Annotated in this window: 18 protein-coding genes; 17 read left to right on the top strand and 1 reads right to left on the bottom strand. The window is 39.5% G+C overall.

Going from position 1 to position 19,766, the window contains the following annotated elements:
- Positions 1–392 precede the first annotated feature (392 nt).
- From MXE28_RS07610 to MXE28_RS07580, 7 genes are all read left to right on the top strand, one after another.
- Positions 393–2,492 carry a dynamin family protein gene (locus MXE28_RS07610; protein WP_226974685.1) on the top strand — a complete coding sequence of 700 codons (2,100 nt, stop codon included), beginning with the start codon at positions 393–395 and terminating at the stop codon, positions 2,490–2,492.
- 94 nt (positions 2,493–2,586) lie between these two features.
- Positions 2,587–5,685 (top strand): ATP-binding protein, encoded by a 3,099-nt coding sequence (locus tag MXE28_RS07605; protein ID WP_021840104.1) that lies wholly within the window; start codon positions 2,587–2,589, stop codon positions 5,683–5,685.
- Between the two features lie 22 nt (positions 5,686–5,707).
- Positions 5,708–6,409, top strand: coding sequence for an HNH/ENDO VII family nuclease (locus MXE28_RS07600; RefSeq protein WP_021840105.1), 702 nt, complete (start codon positions 5,708–5,710; stop codon positions 6,407–6,409).
- 9 nt (positions 6,410–6,418) lie between these two features.
- On the top strand, positions 6,419–6,823 hold the full coding sequence (locus MXE28_RS07595) for an SMI1/KNR4 family protein (protein ID WP_021840106.1): 405 nt from the start codon (positions 6,419–6,421) through the stop codon (positions 6,821–6,823).
- A 237-nt stretch (positions 6,824–7,060) separates the two neighbouring features.
- Positions 7,061–7,666: a carbonic anhydrase gene (locus MXE28_RS07590; protein ID WP_156704862.1), complete on the top strand. Its 606-nt coding sequence runs from the start codon at positions 7,061–7,063 to the stop codon at positions 7,664–7,666.
- A gap of 98 nt (positions 7,667–7,764) precedes the next feature.
- Positions 7,765–9,135, top strand: coding sequence for an MFS transporter (locus MXE28_RS07585; RefSeq protein ID WP_156704864.1), 1,371 nt, complete (start codon positions 7,765–7,767; stop codon positions 9,133–9,135).
- Between the two features lie 60 nt (positions 9,136–9,195).
- Positions 9,196–9,618: a GNAT family N-acetyltransferase gene (locus MXE28_RS07580; RefSeq protein ID WP_226974479.1), complete on the top strand. Its 423-nt coding sequence runs from the start codon at positions 9,196–9,198 to the stop codon at positions 9,616–9,618.
- 147 nt (positions 9,619–9,765) lie between these two features.
- Here the strand turns inward: MXE28_RS07580 and MXE28_RS07575 are convergent, their stop codons facing one another.
- On the bottom strand, positions 9,766–10,668 hold the full coding sequence (locus MXE28_RS07575) for a diacylglycerol kinase family protein (protein ID WP_021841951.1): 903 nt from the start codon (positions 10,666–10,668) through the stop codon (positions 9,766–9,768).
- A 195-nt stretch (positions 10,669–10,863) separates the two neighbouring features.
- Between MXE28_RS07575 and MXE28_RS07570 the strand changes: the two genes are divergently transcribed.
- The 10 genes from MXE28_RS07570 (at position 10,864) to MXE28_RS07525 (ending at position 19,647) form a co-directional block, all read left to right on the top strand.
- Positions 10,864–11,559 (top strand): GntR family transcriptional regulator, encoded by a 696-nt coding sequence (locus MXE28_RS07570; protein ID WP_021841952.1) that lies wholly within the window; start codon positions 10,864–10,866, stop codon positions 11,557–11,559.
- Positions 11,560–12,013: 454 nt separating this feature from the next.
- Positions 12,014–13,003 (top strand): molybdopterin-binding protein, encoded by a 990-nt coding sequence (locus tag MXE28_RS07565; RefSeq protein ID WP_021841953.1) that lies wholly within the window; start codon positions 12,014–12,016, stop codon positions 13,001–13,003.
- 186 nt (positions 13,004–13,189) lie between these two features.
- Positions 13,190–13,612: a thioesterase family protein gene (locus MXE28_RS07560; protein WP_021841954.1), complete on the top strand. Its 423-nt coding sequence runs from the start codon at positions 13,190–13,192 to the stop codon at positions 13,610–13,612.
- On the top strand, positions 13,605–14,423 hold the full coding sequence (gene murI, locus MXE28_RS07555) for a glutamate racemase (protein WP_021841955.1): 819 nt from the start codon (positions 13,605–13,607) through the stop codon (positions 14,421–14,423). Before MXE28_RS07560 ends, murI begins: the two co-directional genes overlap by 8 nt.
- Positions 14,424–14,448: 25 nt before the next feature.
- Complete coding sequence (locus MXE28_RS07550; RefSeq protein WP_156705269.1) at positions 14,449–14,988, top strand: hypothetical protein; 540 nt, start codon at positions 14,449–14,451, stop codon at positions 14,986–14,988.
- A gap of 13 nt (positions 14,989–15,001) precedes the next feature.
- Positions 15,002–15,655 carry a coenzyme F420-0:L-glutamate ligase gene (locus tag MXE28_RS07545; protein WP_021841957.1) on the top strand — a complete coding sequence of 218 codons (654 nt, stop codon included), beginning with the start codon at positions 15,002–15,004 and terminating at the stop codon, positions 15,653–15,655.
- 172 nt (positions 15,656–15,827) lie between these two features.
- Positions 15,828–17,597 (top strand): hydantoinase/oxoprolinase family protein, encoded by a 1,770-nt coding sequence (locus MXE28_RS07540; RefSeq protein ID WP_247240009.1) that lies wholly within the window; start codon positions 15,828–15,830, stop codon positions 17,595–17,597.
- Positions 17,587–18,912 carry a histone deacetylase gene (locus MXE28_RS07535; RefSeq protein ID WP_021841959.1) on the top strand — a complete coding sequence of 442 codons (1,326 nt, stop codon included), beginning with the start codon at positions 17,587–17,589 and terminating at the stop codon, positions 18,910–18,912. The genes MXE28_RS07540 and MXE28_RS07535 overlap by 11 nt, the downstream gene beginning before the upstream one ends.
- A 161-nt stretch (positions 18,913–19,073) precedes the next feature.
- Positions 19,074–19,328 carry a type II toxin-antitoxin system prevent-host-death family antitoxin gene (locus MXE28_RS07530; RefSeq protein ID WP_021841960.1) on the top strand — a complete coding sequence of 85 codons (255 nt, stop codon included), beginning with the start codon at positions 19,074–19,076 and terminating at the stop codon, positions 19,326–19,328.
- Complete coding sequence (locus MXE28_RS07525) at positions 19,321–19,647, top strand: type II toxin-antitoxin system RelE/ParE family toxin (protein ID WP_247240008.1); 327 nt, start codon at positions 19,321–19,323, stop codon at positions 19,645–19,647. Before MXE28_RS07530 ends, MXE28_RS07525 begins: the two co-directional genes overlap by 8 nt.
- Positions 19,648–19,766 lie beyond the last annotated feature (119 nt).

Below are 19,766 nucleotides of genomic sequence, written 5' to 3'. Positions count from 1 at the left end.
AATCGGTATTCACTATGGATTTTTTATATGTTCAATTTCAGTTTACAATTAACCAACCGAATAAATTTATTTTTTGATAAGAAGTAAAAATCAATATAAGTAATTTATTTATGTGTATCGTAAAATTATATTTTGTGGCATACTAAATATAAGAAAATGATGAAGAATTATGAAGCGAGAGCTTTATATCTTAGAGTTATAATATAAATAGTAGTGACAAAACCGAATAAGTGTTTTATTGAATAAGGAGTCGTGTAAAAATTGATACAGTATATCTGATAACTAGTGAAATTCTTCTGTATTACTCTGTTTAATGGTGGTTTATAAAGGGCAATTGTTATTCATTAGATAATGATATTAATTGTTGATAGGCGATAATGAGGTTAAGGGAAATGATTTTAAAAAAATATGAGAATGTAAAAAAAGAAGTGTTAGATAAATATAGTGAATTAAAAAAGATATTGAAAGATGAAGAGAATGACTTAGCCGATTTTGATAAAATAGCTGAAAATATTAAAGCTGAAGTCTTTAATTTAGTCGTCCTTGGTAAGCATAATAGTGGCAAGTCAACATTTATTAATGCTTATTTAAATAGTGAAATACTCCCAATGGACAATACATCCTGCATAAGTGCAATAATAAAGATAAAAAATGGAGAGGAGTTTAAACTGGGAGTAAAAAAAGCTAATGATGATTGGGAATATATAATGGGTGAGTCTAATGTTAAACAGTATATAAAAGATTACGCTGTAAGAAATAATCGATTTGAGAAAATCCCGACAGCTTTAATAGATAGCGAGTTTTTAATAAAATATGAAGGTGATTTAAATCGAATAAAAGTAAGTGGATTAAATGAAGCTATAAGTAGTGAAAATAATTATGATATTGATTGTAAAGAGTATTTTTATTTAATTGAGCAATATATTGAAGAAATGCGATTAAAATGGAAAGATATTGTAGTTGAGTTTGATATAGAATGCCCTTTACCTGACGAACATAAGGGAAAGACTATCGTAGAGGTTCCTATTTTAAGTTCATCGGGGAAATTAGGAAGATTAGCAGAAAAGAATATCAGCGTGGCGAATGCGATTATCTTTTTGGAATCGTTAGATGATCAATCACAAGAGTTTAATGCATTTCAAAATTTTTTAAGAAATAATACAGATAAAAATAAGGAAGGTATATTGTTTTGGGTGAGAAACAAAATTGCAAATTTTGATGATGAAAAACTTCATGACTTGAACTCTCGAGTGATTAAAGATTGTAAAAATAATATTCAAGAAGGGAATATTTTGTTTATAGATAGTAAGATGCAACTGTTTATAAATAAATGTAAAAAATTAAATACGATTGAAAAAATTGATGAATATTTTCGTAGTTTGGAAGGAACAAACTTTGATTATCGAAGTATAAGTAATCTTTGGTGCGAAAATAGAACGAAACTAAATAGTTTTTATTATAAAGCTGCTAAAAAATCAAGTTTCTTTAAATTGGAGAAACAGATAGCAGAGTGTGTTAGAAAATTGAAGTATTTTCGGTTGTATAAACTATTAGAAAGTATTGAGAACCGGCTTACTAAAATAAAATTAAAAAATGAAAATGATTTAAAACTAAATCAGAAGCATTTAAAAGAGAATAAAGCAATTGAACGGAAAATAGAAGTTGAACGAGATAGATTAATTAAGAGCATAGAAGTGATTAAGGAAATATATAGTTTTGTAAATGATATGTTTATTGATTTCAGTGAAAACAAGACGCCTATTGAAGAAGAAATAAAAAATACTAAGAAACAAATTGTGAAATCTTTAATGGATTACAAAAACTCATCAGATACTATGATTTCTGATAAAAAATTCGATATATTGAGAAGTTATATTAATGATGGAATCGATAATATCAACAAGAAAATAAGTAATATCAAAAATAAATTGTCGGATAGATATAATGAATTGGATAGTTTTTGTAATAAGGAGAGCATAAATGTTAAATATAAAAAGATGTTTGGGAAAGTAATATTCATAGAATTAGATTTTGAGCGTTTATTTTTGTTGACGAAAGATGATGCTAATGTTGACACATTACCTAAGCGAGAAGCGGAACTCAATGAACCTGGAACCAATTTTCAGCAAGGTGTAAAGTTACTATCGTTTGCTATTGATGCTTTTTCTAAGGACGATAAATTTGTTGAATATTCTCGGGAGGAGCATGCAGGGCTTATTATAAACGAATTTATGTCAATATTAGAAAATGTTGTTGTATCAGATTTAAAGAATTTCATTGATATAGGTAATTATATTTTAGGAATATGCATTGATTCATTTGACATAATGAATCATAGTCTTGAAAGTAAGATTGATGAATTACAATATAAAAAAAATGATTCAGAAAAAAGAAAGAAATTATTTCAAGAATTGGAAGTGATAAATCGAAAGATTTATGAGTATCTTAAATTAGTAGAGCCTCTTAAGGTTGAAATTGATAATAATTTATAGTATCTGTCTAAAACTAATAATGTTTGTTGGTCGTAAAGTAAATATGGGAATATTATTATAAATCGTTATAAGAATGTACTATAGGGGAAGAGTTATGGTTTATAATGCAAATAAATTTGTTGATAAAAATAATATGGAAATATTGAATGTCGAAGATGATTATCAAGCATTAGAGGTTGAATTTAAAGAATTATTTTATCCTTCGCATTTGATTTCTAATGAAGATGCTTTAAAGTTAGGACAAGAAGATATTAATGATTTATTAACTCAATTTAATTTTTTCCAGTTTTGTGATTGTAAGATTTATAATGTTATTAATAAGTTTGAGTTTCTTCAAAAAAAATTACAACATCTTTTCACTTCAATGAATGCTATTGAAACTTCGTTTTGTTATGGGGTAGTGGGAAATGCAAATTCTGCATCCCTGATTTTCGGTGTCCCGGTAACGAAAGATAAAAATAATATTTTAGGTATACTGAAGGGAACTTTAGGCGAAATTTCGATAGAAATAATTGATAGTGATAATATTGTAGACAGAAACCATAGCAATAATAGAAGCAAGCGTTATATTGGAACGATTATAGGAAATCCAAGTTTGCCATTAGAGGGAAAGCAGGAGGAAAGTGATATTTCTCCTGTAATTAGAAACTTATATGGGCAAAACTATATGCTTCTGATTTTGTGTAAACCGGTTAATGAAAAAATAATCCAAAAACAATTAGAGAAAGCGTTAGAATTAAAAGATAAATACGCTGCACTAGCAACAAGAAATATTTCTACGCAGTTGGGCTTATCGATGGGCCATAGTGAAAGTTGCAGTGGGAGTCTATCTGAAAGTAATAGCAAAGGAAAATCTACTCATGACACCATTTCTGTAGGGGGAGGAGTTCCTTTTATAAGTGCACAGAACTCTGAAACTTATGGACAAAGTGAAAGTCGAACTGTTACAAAGATACTTGGAAATAGTCGATCGGAATCCGCTTCGTTCAATACTAATTTCTCAGTTTCTAGTCAGATTGAAACCAGTTTTGCTCAGGAATTATTAAGTAAAATAAGTGATGTTATAGAACGATTGAAATTAGGACGTAATATTGGTTTGTGGGATACTGTTATTACTTACTCATCAGATAATGAAATTGGATATAATCTTATAAAAAGTACTTTACATCGTGTGCTTAGTTCTGGCAATTTGGGAAAATTACCCCCGGTTACATTCTCCTGTAAAATATTAGACACTAATTGTGAATCGGAGGTACAGAATGAGCCACTATTAATGATTCCAAAGGGGTTTTTAGATACTACTAAAGACGAAAAAAGCCCTTTAAGTAATTTTATGAATTCAGAAGAGTTGTGTGGTGTTTTTAGTATTCCTACAGAGAACATAGTTGGATTTGAGATACAAGAAATAAAAAGATTTGCTATTAATTATCAAAGCACGACCAATGAAAAAAGTATTGGCAATATTTGTGATTATGATTGCCCTATTAATAATCATTTTTTTGGTATTGCTGAAAATGATTTGGTTAAACATACATTTGTATGTGGAATTACCGGAAGTGGTAAAACTAATACGGTTAAACAGATATTAAATGCTATTGATACACCATATTTGGTAATTGAGCCTGTAAAAAAAGAATATAGACATAGTACGAAGGTTGATACTATCTATACATTAGGTAATCCTGAATTGAGGGGATTAAAAATAAACCCATTTTATGTTCCCATGGGGATTAAACCAAATCAGCATATTGATTATTTAAAAGATTTATTTTCTGCATCTTTTGCATTTTATGGACCTATGCCATATATATTCGAAAAATGTTTGAATAATATATATGCAAAAAAAGGTTGGGATTTAACTTTAGGAATTCATCCATTATTGAATAATGCTAAGTATGCAGATGAACAATTTGGACAGAAAACATTAGAGGATTCATATAGTAATGAAACTCATAAATATCTCTTTCCTACGATGGACGATTTGAAGGATGAGATAAAACGATATTTAACGGAAGAATTGGATTATGAAAATGAAATAAAAGGGAATATTAAAAGTGCTATTCAAACTCGTATTGAAGGGTTGTGTGTAGGCTCCAAAGGGTATATTTTTAATACTGCAGACGTAGTTGATTTTAAAAAATTATTTGAAAGTAAGGTCGTAATAGAAATAGAAGGTTTGTCTGACGATAGTGATAAGGCCTTTACATTAGGATTGTTGCTTATTTATTTAAATGAATATAGAAGAGTCGATGAAGCCATTAATAGAGGTACAGGGCTTAAGCATCTTTTAGTAATAGAAGAAGCACATAGATTGTTGAAGAATATATCCTTGGAAATTAATTCGGAACGAGGAAATGCAAAAGGGAAAGCTGTTGAACACTTCACAAATATATTAGCTGAAATGAGATCATATGGTGAGGGAGTTATTGTTGTCGAGCAGATTCCTACTAAATTAGCAGCTGATGTAATTAAAAATTCATCTAATAAAATAGTCCACAGAATTGTTGCTAAAGATGATCAAGATATTGTTTCTAATACGATTAATGTTAATAGGTCAGAGGCTGTCTCCTTAGGTTATCTTAAGACGGGTTTTGCTTTGTGCCATAAGGAGGGCATGATACAGCCTGTAGTGGTGAGATTGGAACGTGCTCCTGAAAGTATTACATTAGATAGTGAGCTGTATATGGATAATTTAGATGAAAAATTATTTGAGATTAATAAATCTATATTAAAGAGCTACTACAGTGAAAGCTTTAATAAATGGAGTATTCAGTTATTATTTTTAATTTTATTGGAAAAAGATTTAGAGACAATTCGATATTATTTTAAAAATATTTGTGGTGAGATAGAAGATAAGGAAGTAATGAAACCTATCTCTACTATACGATTTGCAGATACTATTGAAACTCTTGTATTAGATTGTATAGCGGACAACGTAATAGAACTTTTAAGTTTTAGCATTTTTACTAATAGGGAATTATTATCTAATGAACAAGTGAAGGTGATTCGTAATTTTATAAATAGCTCTAATCAAAAAAATTATACGAACTTGACAGAGTTGTTGAACGCATATTATCACATGAATTTAAAAACGGTAGCTGAACTTATTAGTAAGCAGTTATGGGGTGATTATTGTCGGGATATGAGAGGTTTTATTGACTATGACGATTTTTCCCGTGCTTTAATTAACTAAATAACTGTAGAGCGGGGGATGTATGAGCACTATTTTTGAAGGGGTTACTCCCAATAAACAAGAAATCAAGAAGGTTGAAGGCAATGAAAAAAATAAAGTAAATGAGATTGGAAATATCGAAATTCTATATGAATCTGAAAAAAGTGAGACGTTGTTAGATTGGTCTCAAATAGTTAATATAGTTAAAAAAGCTTCTTTTTCTATTTCAGAGAATTTAGGGTTTGCTGAGATTAATGAAAAAGCTGAGAAGGTTAGTGCACATGATATTAGTGAGCCCCCCTTTATCGAAAATGTCTTAAATGAAGCAGAGCGAATAAAAATCAAGGAAAAGATAAATTGGTCTAACAAAGTCATTGACTGTATGCACTCAGTAGAAGAATATAATATTTATGAGAAGGCAAGTCTTAAAGAAGCTACTATAAATAAACGAAGCTGTTTAATTAGAATGGATATAGATTGGACACAAATGGATTCTATGGGAAGAAGTAACCAAGAACGCATTTCTTATGGCTTGTCGCCGATAAATCGGGACGGTAAAATTATAGAATTACATCATATTGGGCAAAAATCTGACAGCCCGTTTGCTGAATTGACGTCTGAAGAACATCGAGGCAAGGGAAATGATAAAATCCTGCATAGGAAAACCATTGATAGTGAAATTAATCGCATAAGATATGCAAGTGAGAAAAGTCAACATTGGACAGAACGTGCTGAAAATTTATAGGGGGCTATTATGAGTAATATTGTTGAAAAAATTAGTAATATTCCTAACTTGTATAAAGTTAATGGTGCCGAATCAATAGAAATTAGTAAGGCGCAAAAGTGTTTAGGCGTGCAATTTTCTACTGATTATATTGATTATTTAAAACAATTTGGTGCAATTAGTTTTTGGGGAACAGAGCTAACTGGGTTAAATATTAGTGGTCCTATGAATGTGGTTGAGGCGACCAAAGAAGAGCGCAGGTTTAATAAGGATTTTCCAAAAGGTTGTTTCGTGTTAGAAAATATCGGTATTGATAATATTATTGTTGTCATGAATCAAGATGGGTTTGTTTTTTCGGTATATAGAGATAAGGTTAGAAAGATATGCAATTCCTTTTCTGAATATATTGATATTTGTTTAAAACGGAATCAGTAATAGCGTGAGATTTCGAAATTTAATATGCTTTTAAATCCGTAGTAATATCGGTAATTTAGAATTGTAATTGGAAAGTTTCTATTGTACAATTCAGCCGCTATTGTTGCGGATTTTTTGAGTTTTAACATGAGTGAAGCTGAGTTTTATTTCTGCTGTTATCTATTTTTTTTGCCACGCACATCGAAAGAATGTGATATAGTTATAGTGAAGTAGTATTCCGTTATGGAGGTGGCTGTCATGTCATTATTAGAAGAAGTTTTAAAAGCTAATGAAGCCTATGTGGCTGATATTATTAAAGAATACGGTGAAGCGGGGATGCCGTCCCCTAAGACGCCGCAACGTCACATTGCCATTTTGACTTGTATGGATACGCGTCTGGTTGATTTATTGGAACGTACGATGGGCATTGACCGCGGCGATGCCAACGTTATTCGTGTAGCCGGCAACTGCATTACCGATGTGTTCAGTGATGTTATTCGCAGTCTTGTGGTAAGTATTTACGAATTGGGAGCCAAAGAAATTTTTATCGTCGGTCATGAAGATTGCGGCATGGAAAAAACTTGTCCCGATGAACTGTCTAAGCGCATGATTGACCGCGGTATTTCGCCGGAAGCGATTACCATGATTCGTTGTGAAATGGATCGCTGGGCCAATAATTTCTGTCATTCTGAACAGAATGTAATTAAAGCGGTAGCACAGCTTCGTCAGAATCCACTCATTCCAAATGATGTTAAAATCCATGGTCTCATGTTAAATCCATATACCAGTAAGTTGACTTTACTCGTAGATGGTAATAAACCAAACGAAGAACTCGATTCTATGGCAGTTTGCACTTGTTGTTAAAATTTATTGTATACTTATGTTAGGTTTTACAATTTTTAGAACATATCAATTCTTGAAATCAGGTATAGGTTTTGGCAGTGAAGTCGGGAGGTTTTAATTTGGCTGTCAACAGAAGTAATCAAATATTAATCATCGTCATGATTGCGTCGTTTTTGACGCCATTTTGCGGCAGTTCCTTGAATATGTCGTTGCCGGATATCGGCCGGGAGTTTCATGCCGGTACGTCGGAGCTCAGTTGGGTTATTGAAACATTCCTATTGACCTGCGCCATTTTTACGGTGCCCATGGGTCAACTGGGAAATCGCATCGGCAAAAAGAAGGTATTTTTAATCGGCACCATATTATTTACATTGAGCTCGTTGGTTATCCATTTTGCGCCGACTATTCATTGGCTCATGGTTTTGCGCGGGCTGCAGGGAATTGCGGCAGCTATGCTGTTCTCTACGGGGACCGCAATTATTGCCTTAGTGTTTCCGCCGGAACGGCGCGGCTGGGCTATGGGTATGAATGTAGCAGTAGTGTATATCGGCTTGGCGGTGGGACCGGTTATCGGCGGTTTTTTGAACTATCGCTTCGGCTGGCAAAGTATTTTTTACTTTATCGCGTTTCTCGGTATGATTGCGACCATAATGACAATCCTTTTTATGAAAGAAGATTGGGTAAATAAAGAGCAGGGCTATATGAATCCGGTTAGTATTTTGCTGTACGCCGCATCGTTGGTTATGGGGCTTTACGGCCTATCGGAGATTGTAAAATTGCCGGTAGCTAAGTATATTTTCGGAGCCGGTATTGTGACGACGATTATATATATTTGGCACGAAGCCCGTGCGGCCAAACCGCTATTGCCGGTACGTATTTTTCTGGAAAACAAGACGTTTGCGTTTTCTAATTTGGCATCTATGCTGAATTATAGCGCTACCTTTGCGATTGGTTTTTTATTATCCCTATATTTGCAGATGATTATGGGCTATGATTCGGAAACGGCCGGTTGGTTCTTATTGGTTCAATCCATTGTAATGGCCGCCTTGTCGCCGGTTATGGGTTCCTTATCCGACCGTTACGGATCCGCCGTTTTGGCATCTACCGGGATGGGCGTTATTGCCGTAGGGCTCCTCGTGATGTGGACGGCTATGAATCTTTCATCGACGGCCCTTATTATTACAGCCTTGATTATCGTGGGCGTCGGGTTTGCCATGTTCTCGGCACCGAATAATAACGCTATCATGGGCTCGGTGCCGCCCGCTTATTTTGGCATGGCCAGTTCTGTTATCAGCACGGTTCGCCTATTGGGACAGGTGCTTAGTATGGCGATTGTGGCATCCATTTTGGCCCGTAATACCGGGGCAGCCGGAACGGCTATTGCTAATGTAGATAAGGCCGTATTGTTGGCTAATATTCAATACAGTTTAATGGTATTTATGGCCTTTTGTGTAGTAGGCATTATTCCGTCTATGATTCGGAATAAGTAAAACAATCGCACTAGGCATAGCACCGGGCAAGTTCAATATAATCATTTAAAGGAGTTTATTATGTCGTGGAAAGTATCTATATATTCTGAATTACCGGATGAGGCGCGTGCGATTCGCCAAGCCGTATTCGTAGAGGAACAGGGCTTTCAAGAAGAGTTTGACGATATAGATAATACGGAAGCCGCTCATTTGGTAGGCTTTATTGAAAATGAACCGGTTTGCACGTGTCGTTTTTTTAGAGATAAAGATGAAGCGTCCACCTTTATTATCGGCCGGGTGGCTGTTATGAAAACGCACCGCGGGCAGCAACTGGGAGCTAAGATTCTCTTGGCAGCGGAAGATTTTATTCGTGTCATGGGTGGCATTAAAACTAAGTTAGCCGCCCAAGTGCAGGCCAAAGGTTTTTATGAAACACTCGGTTATACGGCGGCCGGCGAAGTATTTGACGAGGAAGGTTGTCCGCATGTTTGGATGTATAAATAAGCTCCTCGGCAATAAGCCGCTACGGGAGAATTAACGTGCAACGTTCAAGCTAATATGGAAATAAATAAACGCCGTTCAGTACGAGTTGAACGGCGTTTTTATATGCATTGATTGAAGTTTTAATGTGGGTTCGCTATAGGTTAGCGTTTATTTGTCTTTTTTATTCGGCACATATACCTGCAAAAAGCCCGGCAGTACTTCTAAATCAACCGGCATGAGAGGGCCCTTGTTGCCATCCATATTGGTAGGCAATTCGATGTCGTCGAGCAAGGTAATTTTGGCTTTGCGCACTTTTAAAATCGTCACATATTTCGACGTGTAAATCGATCCGCGCAAGATGAGCGGTAAGATACGCAATATGTCCATGATGAAATATTCTTTGAAGATGATGATGCGCATATAGCCGTCATCAACCGAAGCTTGAGGCATAAATTTTTCAAAACTGGATACTACATTGGTAAGCAATGCGATTACCAATGGCGAGCGGATGGTAAAATCGTGGTCATCCGTTTGAATGTGAAAACTGTAATCCTTAGTGGTGAAAAGGGCTTGACCTCCTTTTACAAAGTAGGCCAAAGGGCCAAGGAGTTGTTTTTCTTTAGGTGTTACTTCTTCTACTACTTTAGGAATAACGCCGGCGGCAATGTTGTTGCAAAAATATTGATCGTTGCAGCGACCGATATCGACGCGGCGGATCTTACTGTTTTTTAACGCGCGAATGGCAGCTAACGGCTCCAGTGGAATGCCGAGGGCCCGCGACATATCGTTGACCGTACCTACCGGTACAAAGCCAAATTTGGCTTTACCGCCACCTTGGGCGATACCGTTTACCGTTTCATTAATGGTGCCGTCACCGCCCATGCAGAATACGGCGTCGTAGCCATTCTCTGTGGCATATTTGGCAAATCGGGTCGCATCTCCGGCTTTGGTAGTGAATTTAATTTCCATATGATCAAAGAGGGTGCTTAGTTGCCATTGCAGCTCCATGGCATACTGGGTGGCACGGCCTCCGCCTGAGACAGGATTTATTATAACTAAACAGCGACTCATATATGTTCTCCCGTTGTATTTTAGTTGACGCTTTGCAGAACTTACCTTTATAATTAGATTAATATAGTCTGCAGAAAATAAGCATACAGCCTTGTAATATCTATTATAAAGTATTTATACATTATAGTATACTAAAGATTGACTGTCACTACAAAGAGTAGGCTGAGTGCTATTCGCGAAAGTAGAGGATTTACTATGGGTAAACAAGAAGAATATCATCTTAATTCGATTGACTCCATTGGCCGATTGCCATTGAGTGAACAGGTATATGTTACATTAAAACAAGCCATTTTGACGGGCGCGTTGAAACCGCAGGTGAAGCTGAACGAGGTGAAAATTGCGGAACAGCTTAATGTAAGTGCCACACCGGTTCGCGAAGCGTTTCGTAAATTGGCTAAGGACAATCTGGTAGTCATCAAACCTTGGAAAGGTGTAACGGTTAAAGGGTATACACCGGAAGAAATTATCGGAATGTATCAGTGCCGTGAAGTGATGGAAGGTTTGGGCGCTCGTTTATGTGCCGAATTGTGCACGGATGAACAGATTGAAGAATTACAGGCTCTTTGTGATGCCGGTTCGGCTACGACGGATGCGGAAGAGCGTGTTCAAATCAACAGTCGTTTGCATACGTTAATCTCTTTCTTCTCACAAAATGAACGGGTTATGGATTATTTGGGCGAGTTCCGTGAAATGGTAAATCGTGACATGTACATCAGTACCATGGATCAAGCCCGCACCGACTCTTGTAATCGGGAGCATGATGAAATTATGGCTGCTATTCGAAATCACGATGGTGAAGCAGCCGAACAGGCGATGCGTAAACATATTCGCAATGCTTTTGTATTTAAAAAAGCACATGCCGATTTACGAGCCAAGAAATTTGGTTTATAAGACTTTTGATGCCGGAGTTGGGAACTTGATAAAAGCGTTTTGTAAGATGAAGTTTGCACCGGATAGACAAATTTAAAAAATTTGCATGAAAAAAGTGCAAAATTTGCATAACAACTGTTTACTTTTTTCTTACAGTTTGCTATAATCATTTCAGGATATGACCACAGAGTCATATCTCGGGGCACCCCCCAAAGCCCCTTAACATTTGAATGTGATTCAAATGTTCTCTCTCTCTTTTTTCTCAAGCACAAAAGCCTCGGCATATGCCGAGGCTTTTGTGCGTTTAAAAAGGATTTAAGATTAAATACTTAGTTAAACGAATAAAAGTATTTTAGTGGAGGACAACGGGAGTCTGTTTTTAATTAAAAATATATAGTTTCGTATAGATGATGTTTTGATGAGATTCAAGTAGCTTGGGTTTTGTTGTAACATATGATTTGTAGAGGAGGTTTTCATGAAAAAAGTAGCCGTTGAGGAAGCTGTCGGCCAAGTTTTATGTCATGATATAGCGCGTATAGTCATTGGCGAAGTTAAAGATACGCCGTTTCGTCGAGGTCACATCATTCGTGAAGAAGATATTCCGGCTTTTTTAGAATTAGGCAAGGAGCACGTTTTTGTGCAGGAACCGGGCGATGAAGCGATATTGGCCGATACATTGCACGAAGAAGATGTAGCGGTGGGATTATATGCCTTGTTAGCTAATGACAGTATTTATGCATCTGATGTCCGTGAAGGTAAAATTGAAGCGTTTGCAGCCTGGGATGGGATGCTCAAAATTGATGTGGCTCGATTGCAGGCGGTTAACAGTATCGGTGACCTTACAATCGTTACCAAATTCACTAATACGGCGGTTAAGCGTGGTGATAAATTAGCCGGTATGCGTTGCATCCCTTTGTGGCTCCCTAAAGTGCAACTTGAACAGGCTAAGGCTATTTGGCAAGGTCAACCGCTCCTTACGGTAAAACCTTTTGTGAGAAAACGCATCGGTCTTGTAACGACCGGCTCGGAAGTGGCCAGAGGTCGCATTCAAGATGCGTTCCGCCCGATTATTGAAGAACGAACGGAACCGTTTCGTATGAAAATCGTAGCGCATGAGATTGTTATTGATGATACGGATAAAATTATGGCCGCTATTAAAGCGGTAAAAGACGCAGGGGCGGATATTATTTTCTGTACCGGTGGCATGAGTGTGGATCCCGATGATTTGACGCCGGGCGCAATTGCCAAGAGCGCGGCTCATGTGGTGACATATGGCTTGCCGGTTTTACCGGGCTCCATGGTATGCATAGCCTACATGAGTGACGGCACACCGCTTGTAGGCCTACCGGGCGGTGTTTTATTCAGTAAACCGACAGCCTTTGATGTCTTTTTACCACGTTTGGCATCGGATGATCCGATTACGAAAGCCGACTGCATTGCGTTAGGTCACGGCGGTCTGCAATAGGCTGCCGTGATTGACCAAGTTGAGTGCATTGCGTTAGGTCACGGTGGTTTGCAATAGGTTGCTTTGATTAACCAAGCTGAGTGCATGGCATTGGGTCATGGCACTTACAATAGTTTGACAGCCACCTATTGGTGGCGTACAATGAAGGGTGAATTATTTTATAGTAATGAGAGGTGAAATAAGTATATGTTTACCACATCATTGCAGGTACGATTTTATGAAACTGATATGATGGAAGTAGCTCACCATACCAATCACTTGCGATGGTTTGAGTTAGGCCGGGTGGAATTTTTCAGAACCTGTGGCATTTCCCTGTGGGATATGATGGATAACGGGATTGTGTTCCCGATTACAAAAGTGGCTTGTGAATATAAGGAGCCGGCTCGCTTCGATGATGTGTTAACCGTTGAAGTGACGCCGACCAAAGTAACACGAGCTCAATGTGTTTTTACGTATCGTATAGTGCGTGAAGCGGATGGTGCATTGATTGCAACCGGTGAGACGCAGAATGTGTTCACCGATAAGGCGACGGGGAAGGTAATTCGTTTAAGCGATACCTATTATGAGCCAATTATCCGCACCATAAAGGAGAGAAAGAGTCATGAGTAAAGCAGCCGCAACCGAGGCCTCTAAAAGACCTATCGGAGTATTTGACTCCGGGGTCGGGGGATTAACAGTATTAGCCGTATTGCGACGAATGTTTCCCCATGAAGACTTTATTTTTGTTGGCGACAATATGAATAATCCGGTTGGCAATCGACCTAAGGAAGAAATCAGTCAGATTGCTATGAATATCGGTCATTTTTTAGCCAAGGTGCCTGTGAAGATGGCGGTGGTTGCGTGCAACACCTTTTCCGTGGTGGCCTTGGATGAATTACAAGCTACCTTTGACTTTCCGGTGGTAGGTATGGCTAAAGGTGTGCGGACCGCTATTGATACGAGTCAGACTCAGAAGATTGCCGTCATGGCTACCAAGGCTACTATTGATAGTCACAAACATATTGAAGAAGCGCATGAGTTACAGCCTGCGGTTGCCGTATGGGAACAGGCTTGCCCTGATTTGGCCCACCTGATTGAGCAGGGCCACTTGGATGACCATATTGTTCATTCATCATTGCAACAGTACTTGGATCCGATTATAAAGAGCGGTTCCGATACAGTCGTTTTGGGATGTACACATTTTCCGTTTTTGATGGATTTGATGCAGCACATGTCGGGTGGCAACAAGACATTTATCGACCCGGCCTATGAAACAGCTGAGGAAGTGAAAGATATATTGGAAGCGCAGCAACTCTTGAATTCGCAGTCTGCTAAAGGCAAGCTGGATATTTGTTTTACCAAAGACAAAGAACTGGCTGAGCGCATGACTTCAATATTGATTCCGCCGGAAGATTTCAACGTTCGGATTATTACACTATAAAACTATAAGGGAGCAGTATATGGATATGTATTTTTACACATTAGTTAACATAATCGTAACGATTGTTTTCATCGTTGCCGTTCTATTTGTGGCGTTTCGCATTTTTGCCTGGAAACAGGGGAATGAAGAAATTGTCATGTTACCTAAACGTCGTACTCAATTTGAAGTAGAAGACATCAGTTTTAATCAGGTAACCTTGGTATCGGATATTCCATTCGTAAATAAAGGCCGTCAAAACGGTACTATTATGGATTTATATCCACGTCATTTGTTGCCGCAGGAACAGTTTGATCAGGTATCCATTACGTCGTGGACGACCGATGCGGCGGAAGAACGTCATGATGGGTATTGGAAATCTGTTATCATCGAACCGCGCAAAGGCGGCACCGTTCGCTTGCGTCTTATTTTGAATGCAAAAACGGGCAATATTCGCAAAGATTTGGTAGGTTTTCCTGATATGAATATTGATATTGTATACCAGGTTGTCGGTCGCAGTGATTGGCACATTTCTAAAAATCGTTTAATTTTGACAGCTGAAGAATTACAGCATGCTATGCGGCAGTAGGAGGTAGGTAACCATGGCAAATTTAGAATTAGTACCGGTTCATACTCGTATACTGACCCATCGAGATGATATTGTAGAAGCAATTATGCATTATGCCGGCAAAGATATCGGGCCGGAAGATATTGTATGTGTGGCGGAATCTGTAGTAGCGATTACGCAGGGCCGCATCACCCGTCCGGAAGAGCTTCGTCCTACTTGGCAGGCTCGTTTGTTGTGCCGTTTTGTACCGGCTGAAGGCTCTATGAGCTCCGTGTACGGCATGCAGTCCGCAATGGAACTTGATGGTAAATGGAAGGTATTTGGCGCCTTTATTTTGGGGGCCATCGCTAAAATATTCCGCAAAGACGGCGTTTTTTACCAAATTTCCCGTGCGGCTGCACTTACGGATGACGTTACGGGGACAATGCCGCCGTTCGATAAACACATTGTGTATGGTCCGAAAGACGCGGATAAAGTGGCGGAACGCATTGTACAACGCACCGGCAGTTACGGTGCCGTAGTAGCCGACGTTAATGATTTGAAGCGCGCTGCCGTTCTCGGTCACAGCCGCGGTATGGACCCTAAACGCATTGCGCGCATTTTGATTGACAATCCGTTTGGCAATGATGATCAGATGACGCCAATCGTTATTATTAAAAACTTCGCCTCCATTTCGGAGCGAAAATAAAAAGGAGGCCTTAGGGCCTCTTTTTGTTTGTTAAAAACCTTGTTACACTATATATAGAGAGTTTTTTGCTAAACTATTCTTTGATTTTTTAGATATATATTTGATGTATCAATGATATAGTTAACGTATTATTGCTATTAAATAGCGGAGCTTAGGGAAAGGAGTTGTTCCTATGTTAGTAGGTCTTGACGTAGGCGGTACCTTTACGGATGCCGTAGTCGTAGATAAGGGACGGATTTTAAAAAGTCATAAATGCCGCACCACCAAGCCGAATTTAATGGAAGGTATTGAAGCCGCTTTGGCCGGTGTAGCGACTGCTATTGAGCCTACAAAAGTGACACGGGTGACTTTGTCCACGACGATTGTAACGAATGCACTCGTCATGAATCAAGTTGATCCGGTTGATTTATATGTGATTCCGGGGCCGGGCATGGATATTCGGCCCTTGTTGCCGGTAACACCAATTGTACTTAACGGTTATACGGATCATCGCGGTTCATTGGCAGCCCCTTTGAGACAGCGTGAGCTGGACCAAATTCCCGGCGAAAAACAAAATACACGAGCCGCTGTATCGGCCAAATTCAGCGTGCGTAATCCAAAATTGGAACAAACCTTAAAAGAAGAATTATTGGCAGCCGGCTATGAAACGGTATCGGCCGGTGCCGAATTAAGCGGTTCCTTAAACTTCCCGCGTCGTACCGTAAGTGCTTATTTTAACAGTGCCGTGCAGGGAACCTTTGAAGACTTCAGTGAAGCCGTTAAAGCAGCTTTGGCTCGCTATGGTTTGACGGCGCCTATATACATATTAAAAGCCGATGGTGGTTCGTTGCCGTTAGAACGAATGAAGGCAAGCCCTGTTGAAACGGCCTTTACGGGACCGGCTGCCAGTGTTTTGGGGATGGCGGCCCTTCGCTCTATGCCTAAAGATATGACGGTCGCCCTCGATATGGGTGGGACCACTACAGATATTTCGCTGTGGGAAAACGGTGTGCCTATGATGGCTCGCGGCGGTGCGATGATACGTAATTATCCAAGCGCCGTACGCTCCTTTGCGGTAAGTTCCGTAGGCATCGGCGGCGAATCGGCCGTTGCTTTTGATGAAAACGGTAAATTGACCGTAGGTCCCGACAGATTGGGCCCATCCCTCGTATTGGGCGGCACCGTGCCAACGCTTGGGGACGCCCTCATTGTGTTGGGTAAAGCTAATTATGGCGATACGCATATGGCTTGGCAGGGACTGGCTAATTTGTTGCAAAAAGCGCCTCATGGTTATGTTGCGGGGACCGATAAAGATGTTGCCGATACAGATAATACGGCCATAGCTGCGGACGATGCTGATGCAGGTATAGCTGCGGGCAATGCTGCTGAAGGTATAGCTAAAGATGCTGTTATAGCGTTTGCCAAAGACATTGTAGCGGCAGCTGTTACGGTAATTACCGACGGCATAGCGGCTTCGGTGCAACGGGAAAATAAACTGCCTATTTATGTGGTGCGCGATATTGTAGAACCGAAGATTTTTAAACCGGAAAAACTGGTGGCCGTAGGCGGTACAGCTGTAACGCTGGCCCCATTTGTAAGTGAACGCTTAGCCTTGCCGGTTCAGATTCCGCAGAATGCACCGGTAGCCAATGCGGTTGGTGCCGCGGTGGCCCGTGAAACTTTGATGCTTACGGTACATGTAGATACGGCTAAAGGTATTTTGGTAGTACCGGAACTGGGCATTCACGAAAAACAAAGATCGGTACAGACCGCGGCGCAAGCCGAGTCGTTAGCGTTAGACTATTTGCAAAAGGCGGCAGGCGACTTAGGTCTTACGAATGCGCCGTCAGGACATATTATTTCGGTAGAAGACGTGCCGATTATTGAAGGTTGGCAGTCTATGCATCGTTTAATTACCGTGAAAGCTCAATTGGAACCGGGGGTGAGTGAATATGTACAATAAGAATACTTTGGGCCTCGTATTTTTCCCGGCCTTTGACTGGAAAATTTCGCCGACCCATCCGGAACGGCAAGAACGCTTGCTATATACGCGAGATCAACTGTTGGAAGAAGGCCTTTTGGAACATCCGGCTATTCGTGAATATAATCCGTTACTAGCTTCGTGGCAGGATATAGAACGGGTCCATGTGGGAGCCCCTTCTTTGAAAAAATGGGTGACTGAAGCACATCGTGTATCGGTTGGCGGCGCCATTGCCGCGGCGGAAGCAGTTATGCGCGGTGAAGTGACACGGGCTTTTTCGCTGGTGCGCCCACCGGGACACCACGCTATGAAAATGGTGCACGGCATTCGCGGTTTCTGTACGGTCAATGTGGAAGCCATTATGATTGCTTATTTGCGCCGCCATTACGGCGTGCGCCGCATTGCCATCGTGGATACAGATGTTCATCATGGTGATGGGACACAGGATATTTTTTACCACGATCCGGATACTTTATTTATCTCCTTCCATCAAGACGGGCGCACCTTATATCCGGGTACCGGGTTTATGTATGAATATGGTGGGCCTCAAGCGGTCGGTGCAACCGTAAATATTCCGCTCCCGCCGGGCACGGGCGATGAAGGGATGCTTAAAGTGTTACAGAACTTGGTAATGCCGATGCTCAATGATTTTAAACCGGATATTGTTATTAACTCAGCCGGTCAGGACAATCATTTCAGTGATCCCCTGGCGAACATGATGGTCACCGCTAAAGGCTATGCGCGACTTACGGATATTTTAAAAGCCGATATTGCCGTCCTCGAAGGCGGTTATTCGGTGCAAGAAGCGTTACCGTATGTAAATACGGGTATTGTCCTTTCCATGGCAGGCCTTGATTACAGTCAGGTAGTGGAACCGGCTTTTGACGAAGATACAAATCGCCAACGTCCCGATGTGACGCGCCGTATTGATGATATTATCAGAAAATGGGCCGACCAGTGGCATCGCCGCCACGAAATGCAAGTGGATGCGCTCTTGGGTTTAGGAGATTTTTGGCAAGATCGCCGTCAGATTTATTATGATGAAACGGGCATTTCCGAATACCGTGATGAAAAAATCCGCCTCTATCCGGACAAGGTGGGGTATATGAGCATTGATTCTCGTAGCGATGGCGGCCCATTCGGTTCCCAACATGTGTATGCTACGTTCATTCCTTGGCAGGCCGATGACGAATGTCGCAGAGATGCTTATGACGCAACCTTGGCGGCTAAAAAAGCCGGTAACGCGGACCGTTATGTGGTAGTGGATCCTATGAAGGACGTACAGGAAGAAATATAGGATATAATATTTTGATAAAAATATTGCCTTATCGTTTTGCGAAAATATCTCTCTGTGAAAAAAAGCAATTTTGCAGTCGATATAGAATAATTGCTGTAAAAACTGATGTTGAATTTTACGGCAAATTTGAGATATACTATGAGTGAAAGGAGTTGAGCAATATGCCAAATATTAAACCTATTTCCGATTTACGAAATTACAGTGACGTACTACGCGATGTGACTGTTGGTGCCCCGGTTTTTTTAACAAAAAATGGGCGCGGCAGATATGCAATTCTTGATATACAAGACTTTGAAAAGGTGCAGGCAACACTCCGCCTGATGAATGAATTGGCAAAAGGTCGAAAATCCGGTGAAGAGAAGGGCTGGTTAACTTTGGAAGAGGTAGAGAAGAATCTTGGGATAGTCAATGAATAATTTACATTTATCTGAAGAAGCTCAAAAAGACCTTATCGGGATTAAAACTTATAATATAGAAGAGTTAATGAATGAGTCAGCTGCATTGGGAATTGTAGGTCAAATTACAAATAGCCTCCGAATTTTACAGACTTATGCAGAAGCTGGGCCGATGCTATCTTCAATTGCGGATATAGAAAGCGATTATCGCTTTATTGTGAGCGGAAATTATATCAGTTTTTATCGCTCTTACGGTAGCGAAGTTTTTGTCGATCGTATTCTTTATGCTCGTTGTGATTATATGAGAATTTTGTTCGGGGACGGCAAAAAAGACGAATAAATTATTAACATTCAAACCGCTTGTAGTAATATAGGCGGTTTTCAAATAGGAACTAATAGTATGTTATATCCTATGATATAATAGGAAATGAATACGAAATAGGGGTGACCAACCCAAAT

It is taken from the genome of Veillonella sp. KGMB01456, assembly GCF_023051165.1.
GTDB lineage: Bacteria > Bacillota > Negativicutes > Veillonellales > Veillonellaceae > Veillonella_A.
This window is presented reverse-complemented; position numbering and strand designations above follow the sequence as displayed.